General features: G+C 74.0%; 15 protein-coding genes. 11 read left to right on the top strand and 4 right to left on the bottom strand.

Annotated features, from left to right (window positions below; all coding sequences use genetic code 11):
• Positions 1-2 precede the first annotated feature (2 nt).
• The 4 genes from ACZ45Z_RS32290 to ACZ45Z_RS32275 all read left to right on the top strand — a co-directional run bounded on the left by ACZ45Z_RS32290 (position 3) and on the right by ACZ45Z_RS32275 (position 3721).
• A complete protein-coding gene (locus ACZ45Z_RS32290; RefSeq protein ID WP_468370140.1) occupies positions 3-1229 on the top strand; it encodes an ArsA family ATPase in 1227 nt (408 codons plus the stop codon).
• 93 nt (positions 1230-1322) lie between these two features.
• Positions 1323-1814 carry a DUF5304 domain-containing protein gene (locus ACZ45Z_RS32285; RefSeq protein ID WP_468370137.1) on the top strand — a complete coding sequence of 164 codons (492 nt, stop codon included), beginning with the start codon at positions 1323-1325 and terminating at the stop codon, positions 1812-1814.
• An 87-nt stretch (positions 1815-1901) separates the two neighbouring features.
• Positions 1902-2843, top strand: a complete 942-nt coding sequence (locus ACZ45Z_RS32280) for an ROK family glucokinase (RefSeq protein ID WP_468370134.1) — start codon at positions 1902-1904, stop codon at positions 2841-2843.
• 68 nt (positions 2844-2911) lie between these two features.
• Entirely contained in the window at positions 2912-3721 is an 810-nt protein-coding gene (locus ACZ45Z_RS32275; RefSeq protein ID WP_468370130.1) for an endonuclease/exonuclease/phosphatase family protein, read from the top strand.
• A gap of 77 nt (positions 3722-3798) precedes the next feature.
• Here ACZ45Z_RS32275 and ACZ45Z_RS32270 read toward each other — a convergent pair whose 3' ends face one another.
• Together ACZ45Z_RS32270 and ACZ45Z_RS32265 are read right to left on the bottom strand one after the other, a co-directional pair.
• Positions 3799-4569: a hypothetical protein gene (locus ACZ45Z_RS32270; protein ID WP_468370126.1), complete on the bottom strand. Its 771-nt coding sequence runs from the start codon at positions 4567-4569 to the stop codon at positions 3799-3801.
• Positions 4556-5353, bottom strand: coding sequence for an alpha/beta hydrolase (locus tag ACZ45Z_RS32265; protein WP_468370123.1), 798 nt, complete (start codon positions 5351-5353; stop codon positions 4556-4558). Before ACZ45Z_RS32265 ends, ACZ45Z_RS32270 begins: the two co-directional genes overlap by 14 nt.
• 218 nt (positions 5354-5571) lie before the next feature.
• Here ACZ45Z_RS32265 and ACZ45Z_RS32260 point away from each other — a divergent pair, with 218 nt between their 5' ends.
• The 5 genes from ACZ45Z_RS32260 (at position 5572) to ACZ45Z_RS32240 (ending at position 10638) form a co-directional block, all read left to right on the top strand.
• Positions 5572-6384 (top strand): lysophospholipid acyltransferase family protein, encoded by an 813-nt coding sequence (locus tag ACZ45Z_RS32260; RefSeq protein WP_468370121.1) that lies wholly within the window; start codon positions 5572-5574, stop codon positions 6382-6384.
• Between the two features lie 28 nt (positions 6385-6412).
• Positions 6413-7705, top strand: coding sequence for a MacS family sensor histidine kinase (gene macS / locus ACZ45Z_RS32255; protein WP_468370118.1), 1293 nt, complete (start codon positions 6413-6415; stop codon positions 7703-7705).
• Positions 7706-7728: 23 nt separating this feature from the next.
• A complete protein-coding gene (locus ACZ45Z_RS32250) occupies positions 7729-8373 on the top strand; it encodes a response regulator (RefSeq protein WP_468370195.1) in 645 nt (214 codons plus the stop codon).
• Between the two features lie 187 nt (positions 8374-8560).
• The gene (locus tag ACZ45Z_RS32245; protein ID WP_468370115.1) at positions 8561-9589 is read left to right on the top strand and encodes a 6-phosphofructokinase; all 1029 of its coding nucleotides are present in this window, start codon (positions 8561-8563) and stop codon (positions 9587-9589) included.
• 32 nt (positions 9590-9621) lie between these two features.
• A complete protein-coding gene (locus tag ACZ45Z_RS32240; RefSeq protein WP_468370112.1) occupies positions 9622-10638 on the top strand; it encodes a 2-hydroxyacid dehydrogenase in 1017 nt (338 codons plus the stop codon).
• Here ACZ45Z_RS32240 and ACZ45Z_RS32235 read toward each other — a convergent pair.
• Together ACZ45Z_RS32235 and ACZ45Z_RS32230 are read right to left on the bottom strand one after the other, a co-directional pair.
• On the bottom strand, positions 10604-12556 hold the full coding sequence (locus ACZ45Z_RS32235) for an anthranilate synthase family protein (RefSeq protein WP_468370110.1): 1953 nt from the start codon (positions 12554-12556) through the stop codon (positions 10604-10606). The two genes, ACZ45Z_RS32240 and ACZ45Z_RS32235, sit on opposite strands and share 35 nt — an antisense overlap.
• Positions 12557-12652: 96 nt before the next feature.
• Entirely contained in the window at positions 12653-12697 is a 45-nt protein-coding gene (locus tag ACZ45Z_RS32230) for a trp operon leader peptide (protein WP_450737210.1), read from the bottom strand.
• 226 nt (positions 12698-12923) lie between these two features.
• Here ACZ45Z_RS32230 and ACZ45Z_RS32225 point away from each other — a divergent pair, with 226 nt between their 5' ends.
• Complete coding sequence (locus ACZ45Z_RS32225) at positions 12924-14348, top strand: aminotransferase-like domain-containing protein (protein WP_468370107.1); 1425 nt, start codon at positions 12924-12926, stop codon at positions 14346-14348.
• Positions 14349-14457: 109 nt separating this feature from the next.
• Positions 14458-15807 carry a class II 3-deoxy-7-phosphoheptulonate synthase gene (locus ACZ45Z_RS32220; protein ID WP_468370105.1) on the top strand — a complete coding sequence of 450 codons (1350 nt, stop codon included), beginning with the start codon at positions 14458-14460 and terminating at the stop codon, positions 15805-15807.
• The last annotated feature ends 145 nt before the right edge of the window (positions 15808-15952 follow it).

Here is a 15952-nt window from a genome sequence, read left to right as displayed (position 1 = left end):
GCGTGCGCATCGTCCTCGTCACGGGCCCCGGCGGCGCGGGCCGCACCACGCTCGCCGCCGCGACCGCCCTGGCCGGAGCCCGGCGGGGAGCGCGCGTACTGCTGCTCACGACCGAGAGCGCCGCTCCCGAAGCGGTGCTGTGCACGCGCCTCGGCGCGGACGCGGCCACCCTGATAACCCCCGGCCTGCACGTCCGCCGCATCGACCCCGGCGACCGCTTCCGCCAGGAGTTCCTGGCCTTCCAGGAGCGCGCCGGCACCGCCCTGGACCTGCTCGGCGCCGCCCCCCTGGACGAGGACGAACTCACCGAACTCCCCGGCTCCGAGGCGTTCGCGCTGCTGCACGCCCTGCGCACCGAACACGCCTCGGGCGACTGGGACAGGGTCGTCGTCGACATGCCGCCGGCCGCCGAAACGATTCGACTGCTCGCCCTGCCCGCCCAGGTCCGCCGCTATCTGCGCCGCCTGCTGCCCGCCGAACGCCAGGCGGCCCGCGCCCTGCGCCCCGTCCTCGCCCAGCTCGCCGGCGTCCCCATGCCCGCCCAGAAGCTGTACGAGGCGGCCGAGCGCTGGGAGAGCGAACTCGCCGCCGTCCAGCAGGTGATCGACGCCCCCGGCACCTCCGTCCGCCTGGTCACCGACGCCGGCCCGGTCGCCGCCGCGACCCTGCGCACCCTGCGCGCCGGCCTCGCCCTGCACGGCCGCCGCACCGACGGCGTCCTCGTCAACCGCCTGCTGCCCACCGGCTCCGCCGACCCCTTCCTCGCCGGCCTCGCCCACAACCAGCGCACCGCACTGAAGCAGTTGCGCGAGGAATTCCCCGACGTCCCCGTCCACGAGGTGCCGCACCTGGGCCGCGACCCCCAGGGCGTCGTGGAACTGGAGGAGCTGATCGACGGACCGGCCGGCGAGATCGGGGAGAGCGACGGCACCCGCGAGGCCGACGGAACCGGCCCCGCCGGGCCCCGGCCCGACCCCTGGACCGTCGAGGACCGCCTGGCCACCGACGGCATCCTGGTGTGGCGGGTGCCGCTGCCGGGCGCCGAGCGGGACGGGCTGCACCTGGTGCGCCGCGGCGACGAGATCGTCGTGAGCGCCGGCCGCTTCCGGCGCATCCGCACCCTGCCCTCCGCCCTGCGCCGCTGCACCGTCTCCGGCGCCGGGCTGCGCGACGGCGTCCTGGACATCCGGTTCACCCCCGATCCCGACCTGTGGCCCAAGAGCCACTGAACGCCGTACCACCGTTCGGGTAACGTCGGGGGTAAGTCGTGCCCGTCCGTTTTGCCGCACCCCGCCTCGCCGCGGGAGTCCACGGAGATCATCATGAGTGATGCCACCGAGCGCCCCGCCGACGCCGAGGCCGCCGAGCCCGACGCCGACGCCTGGCACACGGCCTGCGCCGAGGACCTCGCGGCCGAGCAGGCCCGGCGCCGCGCCACCTACGGCCCGCAGCCGGGTACCGCCGCCGAGGAACTGCGCAAGCTCGCCGAGGCCGTGACCGACAAGCTCAGCGCCATCCAACTGCCCGGCGCGCTGGGCGGGATCGCCGCGCAGGGCGCCGTCAACCAACTGTTCAAGCAGGCCAAGGCCGCCGTCGAGCCGGTCATCGAGCGCAACCCCGAGATCTTCGACCACCTCGCCGCCGCCGGCTCCGAACTCCTCGCCGCCTACCGCTCGGCGGTCGAGGGCAGCGAGCGCCGCTGGACCCGCGAGGACTTCACCGACCGCCCCGGCGCCGCCGAGGACTCCGAAGGCGACGGCCGCCGGCGCGACGACGACGGCCCCACCGGCACCGAGCGGATCGATCTCGACTGAGGCCGGCTCACCGGGAGGCCAGGGGAGGTGTCCCCGCCTCCGGTACGGTTGGTCCCGGCGGGGTTCGAGCGAAAAACTGAGGGACACATGGGACTCACCATCGGCGTCGACATCGGCGGCACGAAGATCGCGGCCGGCGTGGTCGACGAAGAGGGCTCGATCCTTGAGACGTGCAAGGTAGCGACGCCGCCGTCCACCGACGCGCTGACCGAGGCCATCGCGGACGCCATCAGGACGGTCGGGGCCGGCCACCGGGTCGAGGCCGTCGGCATCGGCGCGGCGGGCTACGTCGACGAGAAGCGGGCCACGGTCCTCTTCGCGCCGAACATCGACTGGCGCCACGAACCGCTCAAGGACAAGGTCGAGCAGCGCGTCGGGCTCCCCGTGGTGGTCGAGAACGACGCCAACGCCGCCGCCTGGGGCGAGTACAAATTCGGCGCCGGCCAGGGTCACAGCGACGTCATCTGCATCACGCTCGGCACGGGCCTGGGCGGCGGCATCATCATCGGCAACAAGCTGCGCCGCGGCCGCTTCGGCGTCGCCGCCGAATTCGGCCACATCCGGGTGGTCCCCGACGGCCTGCTCTGCGGCTGCGGCAGCCAGGGCTGCTGGGAGCAGTACGCCTCCGGCCGGGCCCTGCTGCGCTACGCCCGCCAGCGCGCCTTCGCCACCCCCGAGAACGCCGCGGTCCTCCTCGCGCTGGGCGACGGCACCTCCGAGGGCATCGAGGGCCGCCACATCAGCGAGGCCGCCCGCCAGGGCGACCCGGTCGCCATCGACTCCTTCCGCGAACTGGCCCGCTGGGCGGGTGCGGGCCTGGCCGACCTCGCCTCCCTCTTCGACCCGTCCGCCTTCATCGTCGGCGGCGGCGTCTCGGACGAGGGCGAGCTGGTCCTCGGCCCGATCCGCAAGTCCTTCCGCCGCTGGCTGGTCGGCAACCAATGGCGCCCGCACGCCCAGGTGCTGGCCGCCCAGCTCGGCGGCAAGGCCGGCCTGGTCGGTGCCGCCGACCTGGCGCGCCAGGGCTGACCCGCCGGGGGCCCATCGGTACGGCACCGCCCGCCGCGTCCCGCCCGGGACGCGGCGGGCGGTGGTCTATGTTGGCCCGCGTGACGCCCGCGGCGAGAGGACCCGCCCCCGTGATCTCCCTGCCCGACTCCCGTACGGATCCCGACGGTTCGGCGGTGATCCGGGTGCTGAGCTACAACATCCGCTCCCTGCGCGACGACCGGGCGGCCCTGGCCCGGGTCGTGCGGGCCTGCGCCCCCGATCTCCTGCTCGTCCAGGAGGCGCCGCGGTTCTTCCGCTGGCGCAAGGCCGCGGAGCGGCTGGCCCGCGCCACGGGCCTGGTGTACGTCACCGGCGGCGGCACCACCGCCGGCCCGATGATCCTCTCCTCGCTGCGCGCCCACGTGGAGCACACCGAGGACATCCTGCTGCCCCGCACGCCCGGGCTGCACCAGCGCGGCCTCGCCACCGCCGTGGTCCGCGTCGGGGGCGCCCGGTTCGGCGTGCTCAGTTGCCACCTCAGCCTCTCCGCCCGGGAGCGCTACGACCAGGCCGGGCTGCTGCTGGACCGCCTCGCGCGGTGGGACGTGCCGTACGCCGTCGTCGCCGGCGACCTCAACGACCGGCCGGAGGGCCGCAGTTTCGGGCGGCTGGCGCGGACGCTCACCGACGCCTGGGCGGCGAAGCCGTGGGGCGGGGAGTGCACCTCGACGCCCGCCGACCCGCACCAGCGGATCGACGCGGTGTTCACCACGCCGGGCGTGGAAGTCCTGGGCTGCGGTGTGCCGCACGGGCTGCCCGGCGTGCGCGAGGCGGATCTGCGGGCCGCCACCGACCATCTGCCGGTCCTGGCGGCCCTGCGCGTCCCCGGCGCACCTGAAGGCGGCCGGCAGACCTGACGGCGGGCGGCCGGAGAGGGCAGCGGCCGAAGGGCGGCGGGAGCCCGGTGCCAGGGCGCTCCGCCGCCGCGCCGGCGCTACACCACCGCGCCGCCGCCCGGCATCCCGTCGTCGTCCTCGTCGTCCTGCTTCATCCGGGCCACCAGCGTGGCGAAACCCCCGAGGAAGCCGCCGATGCCCAGCACCGTGATCCACCACGTCACCGGCTGCTGGAGCAGCACCATCACCACCAGCAGCAGCGGGCCGCCCAGCACCGCGATCCAGGCGAACTTGGCGGTGACATCGGCCGGCGGCAGCGGCGGCGGCTCGGGCGGCGTGAAATGCCCCTCGTCGGTTTCGTCGAAATCGTCGTCGGACGCCTCGGCGGCGCTCCAGTCGCGCGGCCCGACGCCGGGCGCGTAGACGATGAAGCTGCCCACGGCGTCGCCGGACGCGCCGCGCGGGGCGCCGGACTCCGGCCGCGCGCCGTCCGTGTCCGTGCCGCCGTCCGCCGTCCCGCCGGACGCCCCGGCGGTGTCCGCGTCGTCGGACGCGCCCGCGGCCGCCGCGCCGCCGGACTTCTCCCCGCCCGCCGCCGCGCCCGCGCCGTCCGCGGCGGGCTCGGTCAGGTCCAGGGCCCCGGGGACCCCGGGGATGCCGGGGATGCCGGCCGGGCCGGCCGAGCCACCCGGGCGCGCCTCCCGGCCGCCCGTCCCGCCCGGGCCGCCGTCCGCCTCACGGCCGTCCGCCTCGTCGCCGTCGCCGTCCGCCGGGAACCGCGGCTGCTCGCCGTAGCCCGCCACGATCTCGGCCCACGCGGCCTCTTCGTCCAGCGGGTCCCGGGGGTCGCGGGGACTACGCTCCGCCACTGGCCGTCGTCCCCTCTGCGACCGCGCCCGCGGCCACCTCGGGGGCGAGCCGGGTGATGAAGGCGAAGCTGTCCTGGAAGATCTGCTCCGCGTCGTGGTCGAGCGTCGCGACGTGGTAGCTGCGCTCCAGCAGCGTCTGGCGGACGTCGGTGGACGACACCCGGCCGAGGATGCGCTCGGAGTCCCGGGGCGGTACGACGTGGTCCTGCGGACTGGTCATCACCAGCAACGGCTGCGTGACGCGCGGGAGTTCGGTGTCCACCTGGAGGAAGAACCTGCGCAGCGAATGCGCGGCGTGCAGCGGGGTGCGGGCGTAGCCGACCTCGGCCGCCCCCGGCTTGGCGATGTCACTGGCGATGCCCTTGGTGGTGCGCAGGACGTAGCGCAGCACGGGCAGCGCCGCCCCCGCCTTGTCGTGCACCCGGTTGGCCGGATTGACCACGGCCACGCCGCTGATGGCATCGCCGTGATGCGCCGCCAGCCGCAGCGCCAGCGCGCCGCCCATCGACAGCCCGCAGACGAAGACCTTCGTGCAGCGTTCGGTCAGCGCCCGCAGCTCGCGGTCCACTTCCGCGTACCAGTCCTGCCAGGTCGTGACCTGCATGTCCTGCCAGCGGGTGCCGTGGCCGGGCAGCAGCGGTACGGAGACGGTCAGTCCGCGGTCGGCGAGATATTCGGCCCAGGGGCGGAGGGACTGGGGGGAGCCGGTGAAGCCGTGGCACAAAAGGACGCCGACCTCTCCGCCGTCACGGCGGAACGGCTCGGCTCCGGGAAGGAGCGGCACCGGGGAACTCCGATCGATAAGGGGGTCTGGCGAGTTACCCCAGGGTACGCGGAGCGGGGGCGGCCGGGTAGGTCCGGCGCCGCCCGCCGGGGGCCCGCCGGGGCGGCCCCGCCCGGCCGGGAAGTGCCGCAAGCGGCACCGGCGCGGCGAGGGGGCCGCCGCGGCAGGTTAAGGTCTTTGCGTCACACACAGGAGGCAGTCGGTTGATCTACGGCGCAATGAAGTTTTCCATCGGCGGGCCGCTGAAGCTTGCCTTCCGCCCCTGGGTGGAAGGCATCGAGAACATTCCCGCGGAGGGTCCGGCGATCCTCGCGAGCAACCATCTGTCCTTCTCGGACTCCTTCTTCCTGCCCGCGGTCCTCGACCGCAAGGTCACCTTCATCGCGAAGGCCGAATACTTCACCTCCCCGGGTGTGAAGGGGAAGCTGACGGCCGCGTTCTTCAAGGGCGTGGGCCAGCTCCCGGTCGACCGCTCGGGCGCCCGCGGCGCGGGCGAGGCGGCGATCAAGAGCGGTATCGACGTGCTGGAGCGGGGCGAGCTGTTCGGCATCTACCCCGAGGGCACCCGCTCACCTGACGGCCGGCTCTACCGCGGCAAGCCCGGCGGACTGGCGCGGGTCGCGCTGGCCACCGGCGCCCCGGTGATCCCCGTCGCGATGATCGACACGGAGAAGGTGCAGCCCCCGGGCAAGATCGTCCCGAAGATGATCCGGCCGGGCATCCGCATCGGCAAGCCGCTGGACTTCACGCGCTACCAGGGCATGGAGGGCGACCGCTTCATCCTGCGGTCGGTCACCGACCAGGTGATGTACGAGATCATGAAGCTGTCCGGCCAGGAGTACGTCGACATCTACGCCACGGCCGCCAAGCGGCAGCTCGCCGACCAGGCGAAGGCGGCGGAGGCGAAGCGGAAGGCCGAGGCGGACCGGGCCCACAAGGCCGGCGCGGGCAAGGGCAGGGGCAGGGCCGCGGGCAAGGGCGACGGCACGGACAACGGCACGGACAACGGCAAGGCCGAGGCCGGGGCGTAGACGTGCCCGGCGAGGGGTGGGGGCCGGCATGACGGACGCGGACATAACGACGGTGCGCCGCGGCGCGGTCACCGGCGGCAGGGGCAGGCAGCCGCAGGTGGTGCGGATGTCCGTCGAACTCCCGCTGTGGCGCGCGCTCACCGGCTACCGCGTCCTGACCCTCCTCTACACCCTCGTCCTGGTCGGCCTCTCCTACGGCAAGTACGCCCACCCGCTGGGCGCCGCCGCCTACATGGCCGCCCTCACCCTCTGGATGATCCTCACCTGGCGGCGCACGACGTCGGCCGAGCGCTGCACCCGCCGCTTCCTCGTCGCCGACCTCGGCTTCGCGGTCGGCGGCATCCTCCTGACGCCGCTGGTCGACAGCCACGCCCGCATCATGGACGGCGCGCCCACCCTGCCGTCCATCTGGACCGCCGGCGCCGTCCTCGGCTTCGCGATCAAGGGCGGCTGGCGGTGGGCCGCGGTCGCCTCCAGTGCAGTGGCCGTCGCCAATCTCGTCGAACGCCAGGAACTGGCCCGCGACACCATCCACAACGTCGTACTGGTGTGGGTGGCCAGCGTCGCCATCGGCTACGTCGTCGAGGTGGCCCGCGCCAGTGAGCGCACCCTCGCCCGCGCCCTCCAGATCGAGGCCGCCACCCGCGAACGGGAGCGGCTGGCCCGCGACATCCACGACAGCGTGCTCCAGGTCCTGGCGATGGTGCAGCGCCGCGGCGCCGCGATCGGCGGTGAGGCGGCCGAACTCGGCCGGATGGCGGGGGAACAGGAGGTCGCCCTGCGCACCCTGGTCTCCAGCGGCCTGGTGCCGCGGCCCCGCCCGACGCGGCCGGCCGACCCTGCCCCGACCGCGCCCGCCGCCGGGCCCGCCCCCGCGCCCCCCACCCCCGGCGGCCGCTGCGACCTGCGCGCCCTGCTCGCGCCGTACGCGAACGCCGGCGTCACCTTCTCCGAGCCCGGCGCCCCGGTCGAGCTGCCGGCCGCCGCCGCGGCGGAGTTGGCGGCCGCCGTCGGAGCGGCGTTGGACAATGTGCGGGTGCACGTGGGGGCCGCCGCCCGCGCGTGGATCCTGGTGGAGGACGAACCGGACGCGGTGATCGTGACGGTCCGCGACGACGGCCCGGGCATCCCCGAGGGGCGGCTCGCCGACGCCGAACGCGAGGGCCGCCTCGGCGTCGCCCTGTCCATCCGCGGGCGGCTGCGGGACCTGGACGGCAGCGCCGAGTGGGTCTCCGTCCCCGGCCAGGGCACCGAAGTGGAGTTGAAGGTCCCCAAGGGCACCGCGCCCGAGGGCGGAAGGCGGGGGAAGGCGAGAGCGTGAGTGAGCCGACGGGCCTGAAGGTGATGGTGGTCGACGACCACCCGATGTGGCGGGACGCGGTCGCGCGGGATCTGGCCGAGGCCGGGTTCGACGTCGTCGCGACGGCCGGCGACGGTCTCCAGGCGGTGCGCCGGGCACAGGCCGTGGTGCCCGACGTGCTGGTCCTGGACCTCAATCTGCCGGGCCTGCCCGGCGTCCAGGTCTGCAAGGAACTCGTCGGCGCCAACCCGGCGTTGCGGGTGCTGGTGCTCTCCGCGAGCGGTGAGCACGCCGACGTCCTGGAGGCCGTCAAGTCCGGCGCGACCGGCTATCTGCTGAAGTCGGCGAGCACCGGCGAACTCCTGGACGCGGTGCGGCGCACCGCCGCCGGCGACCCGGTGTTCACGCCCGGCCTCGCGGGCCTGGTGCTGGGCGAGTACCGGCGGCTGGCGACCGACCCCGCCCCGGCCGCGCCGGACGAGCCGGGCGCCCCGCAGCTCACGGACCGGGAGACCGAGGTGCTGCGCCTGGTGGCCAAGGGCCTGTCGTACAAGCAGATCGCCGAGCGGCTGGTCATCTCCCACCGCACGGTGCAGAACCACGTCCAGAACACCCTGGGCAAGCTCCAGTTGCACAACCGTGTGGAGCTGGTGCGGTACGCCATCGAGCGGGGCCTGGACGACGCGTAGCGGCGCGTCGTCACCCGCGGCCCGCGACGACCCGCTCGTACGGGTGAACGCTTCCGCTCAACTCCCGGAAAAACCAAAGCAATCGGCGTACAACCCTTCCCGAAGCGACCCAAATCACCATTAGCGTGACGGGGTCGGCTCATTCATGGCCGTGCGCGGCCACTGACGGGATGTAGGTGAAGCAGCGATGCGGGTCGGAGTGCTGACCGGTGGTGGCGACTGCCCCGGTCTGAACGCGGTGATTCGGGGCATCGTCCGCAAGGGCACCCAGGAGTACGGATACGACTTCGTCGGCTTCCGGGACGGCTGGCGCGGCCCGCTGGAGGGGGACAGCACGCCGCTGGACATCGCCGCGGTCCGCGGCATCCTGCCCCGCGGCGGAACCATCCTCGGCTCCTCGCGGACCAACCCCTTCAAGGCGCCCGACGGCGTCCGCCGGATCAAGGACAACCTGGCCAAGCAGGAGGTCGAGGCGCTGATCACGATCGGCGGCGAGGACACCCTGGGCGTCGCCACCCGGCTCTCCGGCGAATACGGCGTGCCCTGCGTCGGCGTGCCCAAGACCATCGACAACGACCTCTCCGCCACGGACTACACCTTCGGCTTCGACACCGCCGTCGGCGTCGCCACCGAGGCCATCGACCGGCTGCACACCACCGCCGAATCGCACATGCGGGTCCTGGTCGTCGAGGTGATGGGCCGGCACGCCGGCTGGATCGCCCTGCACTCCGGCCTGGCCGGCGGGGCCAACGTCATCCTCATCCCCGAGCAGCGCTTCGACATCGAGCAGGTCTGCGGCTGGATCGACTCGCGCTTCAAGGTCCGCTACGCCCCCATCGTGGTCGTCGCCGAGGGCGCGATGCCCAAGGACGGCCAGATGGTCCTCAAGGACGGATCCACCGACTCCTTCGGACACGTCCGGCTGTCGGGCGTGGGGGAGTGGCTGGCCAAGGAGATCGAGCGGCGTACGGGCAAGGAGGCCCGCACCACCGTGCTCGGCCACACCCAGCGCGGCGGCACCCCCAGCGCCTTCGACCGCTGGCTGGCCACCCGCTTCGGACTGCACGCCATCGAGGCCGTGCGGGACGGCGACTTCGGCAAGATGGTGGCGCTGCGCGGAACGGACATCGTCCGGGTGCCGATCGCGGAGGCCACCGCCAAGCTGAAGACGGTCGACCCGGCCCTCTACTCCGAGGCCGGCGTCTTCTTCGGCTGAACCGGCGGACACTCAGGAGGACGGGGAGCACCGTGGAGATCTTGGCGTTCGGCGTGCGGGCGGACGAGCGGCCCGTGCTGGAGGCGGCCTTCGCCGGCCGGCACCAGGTCCGCTGCCTGGACGTCTTCCTCAACCGCGACACCGCCCCCATCGCGCACGACTACGAGATCGTCACCTCCGGCGTCGACGCCGATCTCTGTGCCGATGTGCTGCAATCCCTCGCGGCGGGCGGCACGAAGATGATCGCCCAGCGCTCCACGGGCTTCAACAACATCGATCTCCAGGCCGCGGCCGACCTCGGAATGAGCGTCGGCCGCGTCGCGTCCTACTCGCCCTATTCGGTCGCGGAGTTCGCCTGGGGCCTGGCGCTGGCCGTCAACCGGCGCCTGGTGCCGGCCGCCAACCGCACCCGTAACTTCGATTTCCGGCTGGACGGCCTCATGGGCCGCGACCTGCGCGGCCGTACGGTCGGCGTGCTCGGCACCGGCAGGATCGGCGAGGCGTTCACCCGGATCGCCCACGGCTTCGGCATGAACCTGCTGGGCTGGGACCTCACCGAGAACCCCCGCTGCGTCGAGCTGGGGATGGCGTACACCGGTCTGGAGCGGCTGTTCGCCGAGGCGGACCTGCTCAGCCTGCACCTGCCGCTGGTCGAGTCCACCCGGCACCTCATCGACGCCGCCGCGCTGGCCGCCATGAAGGACGACGCCGTCCTGGTCAACTCCAGCCGCGGCGGCCTCGTCGACACCGCGGCCCTGGTACGGACGCTGAAGGCCGGCCGGCTCCGCGGCGTCGGCCTGGACGTCTACGAGGAGGAGGCCGGGCTCTTCTCCCACGACAAGTCGCTGGACGTCATCAGCGACGACACCCTCGCCCGCCTGATGACGTTCTCCAACGTCCTGGTCACCTCGCACCAGGCGTACTTCACCGTCGAAGCGGTCGACCAGATCACGGGGACCACCGTGCGCAACATCGAGGACTATCTGGCCGGCCGCACCAACGAGAACATGCTCGTCACACGAGGACAGTTGCCAGCAACTGGGCGATGACCGCCGAGCCGTCCAGTGTCAGTACCGACTCCGGGTGGAACTGCACACCCGCGAAACCGGGGCCGCGCAGCGCGTGCACGTCGCCGGTCACCGCGTCCCGGCTCAACTCCACGCGGTGCATGGCCAGTTCGGTGGCCGTGGTGTCGTCGCAGCGGGCCGTGAAGGTGTTGTAGAAGCCGACCGTCTCGGGCCGCCCGAAGAAGTCGACGCTCTCCTGGGCGCCCTGGAACGGCACGTCCTTGCGCACGATCTCCAGCCCGAGCTCCGCGGCGAGCAGTTCGTGCCCGAGGCAGACGCCGAGCAGGCCGTGGCGGTGACCGGTGAGCAGTTCCGCGGTCAGCGCGCGCAGCAGGCGCATCTTGGGGTCCGCGGCGTCGGACGGATCGCCGGGACCGGGGCCCAGCACGATCGGGCCCTCGTGCGCCCGGGCCGCCTCGCGCAGCCCCGGCTCGTCGTAGCGGCGGACGGTGACGGCCAGCCCCGAGGTGCGCAGCAGGTGCGCCAGCATCGCGGTGAAGGTGTCCTCGGCGTCCACGACCAGGGCGTGGCCGCGCAGCGCCGCGGTCGGTTCGGTGGTCCGCATCCGCAGCCAGAAGGGGGCGAGGTCGGCGCGGCGGGCGTCCAGCGCGGCCCGCACCCGCGGATCGTCGGCCAGCCGCGGCGCCTCCCCGGCCGCCCTGGCCCGCTCCGGCGCGGGCCGCACCCCGAGGGCGGTGAGGACGCCGGCGGCCTTGGCGTGCGTCTCGGCGACCTCCGCGGCCGGGTCGGAGGCGCGAACCAGGGTGGCGCCGACGGGCACCCGCAGCTTTCCGTCCGCGGCGATGTCGGCGGTACGGATCAGGATCGGCGAGTCCAGGGTCTGCGCGCCGCTCGCGTCCCGGCCGATCAGCGCCAGCGCGCCCGCGTAGTAGCCGCGGCCGCGCCCGTCGGAGCCGACCGGTTCATGGCGCTCGATGACCCGGCAGGCGTTCTGCACCGGCGAGCCGGTGACCGTCGCCGCGAACATCGTCTCCTTCAGCACCTCGCGCACATCCATGGTGGAGCGGCCGCGCAGCTCGTACTCGGTGTGCGCGAGGTGCGCCATCTCCTTGAGCCGGGGCCCGATGACCACACCGCCCTGGTCGCCGACGGTGCACATCATCTTCAGCTCCTCGTCCACCACCATGGACAGCTCCTCGACCTCCTTGCGGTCGCCGAGGAAGGCCAGCAGGCTCTCCGGCGTCGGCCCGCCGGCCGGGTAGCGGTAGGTGCCGCTGATCGGATTCATCACGACCGTGCCGCCGGTCATCCGCACGTGCACCTCGGGGCTGGCCCCGACCAGGGTGCGCACCCCGGAACGGTGCACGACGTACGTCCAGTAGGCGCCTCGCTCACCGGCCAGCAGCCGCCGGAACAGCGCCAGCGCGTCGGCCGCCCCGAAGTCCGCGATGGTGCCCTCGAACGTCCTGCGGATCACGAAGTTGGCGCCCTCGCCGCTGCCGATCTCCTCGCGCACCACCCGCCCCACGCTCCGCGCGTACGCCTCGTCGCTCACGTCGAACGCGCCGTCTGTCACCCGGACCCGGTGCGCCGGCAGGGCCGCGAGCGCCTCCTCCAGCGTCAGCTCGTACGTCTCGCGGGGGCGCAGTACGGCCAGCGGTGTGCCGTCGTCGTGAGCCCGGAAGCCGCGCTCGCGGATCTGCCGGAACGGGATCAGGGCGAGCGCGTCGGTCACCGGCTCCTTCACCGCCCCCTCGCCCAGCGGGATGTCGGCCAGTCGCTCGACCTCCGTCACCTCGCCGATCAGCACCTCGACGGTGTCGGCCGCCTCCCGCCCGGGGGAGCGGCGGCGCAGCAGGGCGAACGGGGGGCACGCGGGGTCGAGCAGGCGCGCGACGAGCGCGGCGGCGGAGGGGGGATCGAGGGGCTCGCGGTGCATGGCGGGGTTCCTTCCGGGAGAGGAGGAACGGCCCGCCGCGAACGACGAAGGCCGCCCCTCGGGCGGCCTTCGCGAAGTGTGTGGTGTGCGCGCGAATCAGTGGGCCGCCGGATGAGCGGTCCACCACCAGTTCCTGTTCATGGCTGGTTGCGCGAGCATGCGGCGCACCCTACCGGATGCCCGGGCGCGCGGCGGCGCGGTGTCCACCCACCGGGAAGGGCCGCCGGCGGTCCGTGCCGTGCCCGCGCCGTGCCCGCGCGGGAAGGGGATTGCCCGCTCCCCGCCGCCCGTCTAGCGTCCCCCGTTGACGGGCCGGACCAGGCCCGGGACGCGGACCCCGCCGGGCGGGAGCAACGAGAGGCGGGCCATGACCGCGCGGGACTTCCACCGCATCGCCGACGCCGTCGCGGCGCAGATCACCGCCGGCGAGCTGCGCCCCGGCGACCGCCTCCCCACCCAGCGCGCCTTCGCCCGCACCCACCGCATCGCCGACTCCACCGCCACCCGCGTCTACCGCGAACTCGCCCGCCGCGGGCTGACCGTCGGCGAGGTCGGCCGTGGCACCTACGTCCGCGCCGCCCAGCACGCACCGGGGCCCGCGCTGGCCGAACCGGCCGCCGCCGTACCCGTCAACCTCGAACTCAACTACCCCGTCGTCCCCGAGCAGTCCGAGCTGCTCGCCGCCGGCCTCGCGCCGCTGCTGCGCCCCGACGCCCTCGGCGCCGCCCTGCGCCCGGCCGGTCCGGCCGGCACCGCCGCCGCGCGCTCCGCCGCGGCGGCCCTGCTCGCGGGCACGGGCCCGCGCCCCGACCCCGGCCTGGTCCGCTTCGCCGGCAACGGCCGGCAGGCGGTGGCCGGCGCGCTCGCCTGCCTGGTGCCGCCCGGCGCCCGCCTGGGCGTCGAGGCCGTCACCTACCCGATGATCAAGGGCATCGCCGCCCGTCTCGGCATCACCCTCGTCCCGCTCGCCATGGACGAGCGGGGGCTGTGCCCGGACGCCGTACGCGCCGCCCACCGCGCGGCCCCGCTGCGCGCCCTCTACCTCCAGCCCACCCTGCACAACCCGCTCGGCGTGACGATGCCCGCCGCCCGCCGCGCCGAGCTCGCCGCCACCCTCGACGAACTGGACCTGTGGGCGGTGGAGGACGCCGTCTGGGGCTTCCTCCACCAAGACGACGACGGTGACCAAGATGACGACGCCGCCGGTGCCGGTGACAGCGAGGCCACCGGCCCGCACCCCTCCCTGGCCGCCCTCGCGCCGGACCGCACGATCGTCATCGACAGCCTCTCCAAACGCCTCGCCCCGGGACTCACCGCCGGGATCGCCCTGGCACCCCCGTCCCACACCGACCGGCTCGCCGCCGCCCTGCGCTCCGGCGGCTGGACCGCCACCGGCTTCGCGCTGGAGGCCGTCACCCGGTGGATGACCGACGGCACCCTGGAGAAAGTCGTCGCCGCCAAGCGCCGGGACGCCGCCGCCCGCCAGGCCCTCGTCCGCGAGCGGCTGGCGGACTTCGCCGTGCGCGCCGACCCGCGCGCCTATTTCGCCTGGTGGGAGCTGCCGGGCCGGTGGCGCGCCGAGACGTTCCTGGCGGCCGCCGCGCGACGCGGGATCGCCGTCACGCCGGCCGCCGCCTTCGCCGTCGCGGCGGAGGGCACCCAGGGCCCCGGCCCGGCCCCCCACGCCCTCCGTATCGCGCTGGCCGGACCCGCCCCCCAGGAGCTGGCCCGGGCGCTCGACACCCTGGCGGACCTCGCCCGGGGCGGGCCGGAGGATTTCCCGCCGGAGTGAGCGGGGCACCGGCCGCGGAATGTCCGGGCTCGGGCGGCGTCGAGTGGAGTGCGTCTCAAAGTCCGGGCGCACAAAGGACACCTCCGGATGACCCCGTAATGTTGGCCATGTGACCGTGAACGCTGAAACCCACGCCGGTGGCAACACCTGGCGAGACCTGCCCGCGGCGCAGCAGCCTGACTGGCCGGACCAAGAGGCTCTGCGCGATGTGATCGCGGAGCTCGAGTCCTATCCGCCGCTCGTCTTCGCGGGCGAGTGCGACCAGTTGCGCGAGCGCCTGGGAGCCGTCGCCCGTGGTGAGGCGTTCCTGCTTCAGGGCGGCGACTGCGCGGAGGCCTTCGACGCCGTATCCGCCGAGCACATCCGAAACAAGCTCAAGACGCTCCTGCAGATGGGAGCCGTCCTCACCTACGCCGGGTCCGTCCCGGTGGTCAAGGTCGGCCGGATCGCCGGCCAGTACAGCAAGCCGCGCTCCAAGCCGACCGAGACCCGCGACGGCGTGACGCTGCCGACCTACCGCGGCGACTCCGTCAACGGCTTCGAGTTCACCGAGGCGGCCCGCATCCCGGACCCGCAGCGGCTGAAGCGGATGTACCACGCCTCCGCGGCGACGCTGAACCTGGTGCGCGCCTTCACCACCGGTGGCTACGCCGACCTGCGCCAGGTGCACGCCTGGAACCAGGACTTCGTGAAGTCCTCGCCCTCCGGGCAGCGCTACGAGGCGCTGGCCCGCGAGATCGACCGCGCGATGAACTTCATGAACGCCTGCGGGGTCGACCCGGAGGAGTTCCGCACCGTCGAGTTCTACGCCTCCCACGAGGCGCTGATCCTGGACTACGAGTCGGCGCTGACCCGCACCGACTCGCGCACCGGCGACCTCTACGACGTCTCCGGCCACATGGTCTGGATCGGCGAGCGCACCCGTCAGCTCGACGGCGCGCACCTGGAATTCGCCTCGCGCATCCGCAACCCGATCGGTGTGAAGCTCGGTCCGACGACCACGCCGCAGGACGCGCTCACCCTCATCGAGCGCCTCGACCCGGACCGTGAGCCGGGCCGGCTGACCTTCATCACCCGCATGGGCGCGGACAAGGTCCGCGACAAGCTCCCCGAGCTGGTCGAGAAGGTCACCGCCTCCGGTGCCCAGGTCGCGTGGATCTGCGACCCGATGCACGGCAACACCTTCGAGGCGGCCTCGGGTCACAAGACCCGCCGCTTCGACGATGTGCTGGACGAGGTCAAGGGCTTCTTCGAGGTCCACAAGAGCCTCGGCACGCACCCGGGCGGCATCCACGTCGAGCTGACCGGCGACGACGTCACGGAGTGCGTGGGCGGCGGCGACGAGATCTTCGTCGACGATCTGCACCAGCGCTACGAGACGGCCTGCGACCCGCGGCTCAACCGCAGCCAGTCGCTGGACCTGGCCTTCCTGGTCGCGGAGATGTACCGCCACCAGTGAGACCGCCCGCCGCGGGAGCGGCGGTGCACCACCACGGCAGCACAGTGGGGGGGGGGGGGGGGGGGGGGGGGGGGGGGGGAGGGGGGGGGGGGGGGGGGGGGGGGGGGGGGGGGGGGGGGGGGGGGGTGAGGGGGGGGGGGAGGAG

This window comes from Streptomyces sp. NPDC031210, assembly GCF_055570395.1.
This window is presented reverse-complemented; position numbering and strand designations above follow the sequence as displayed.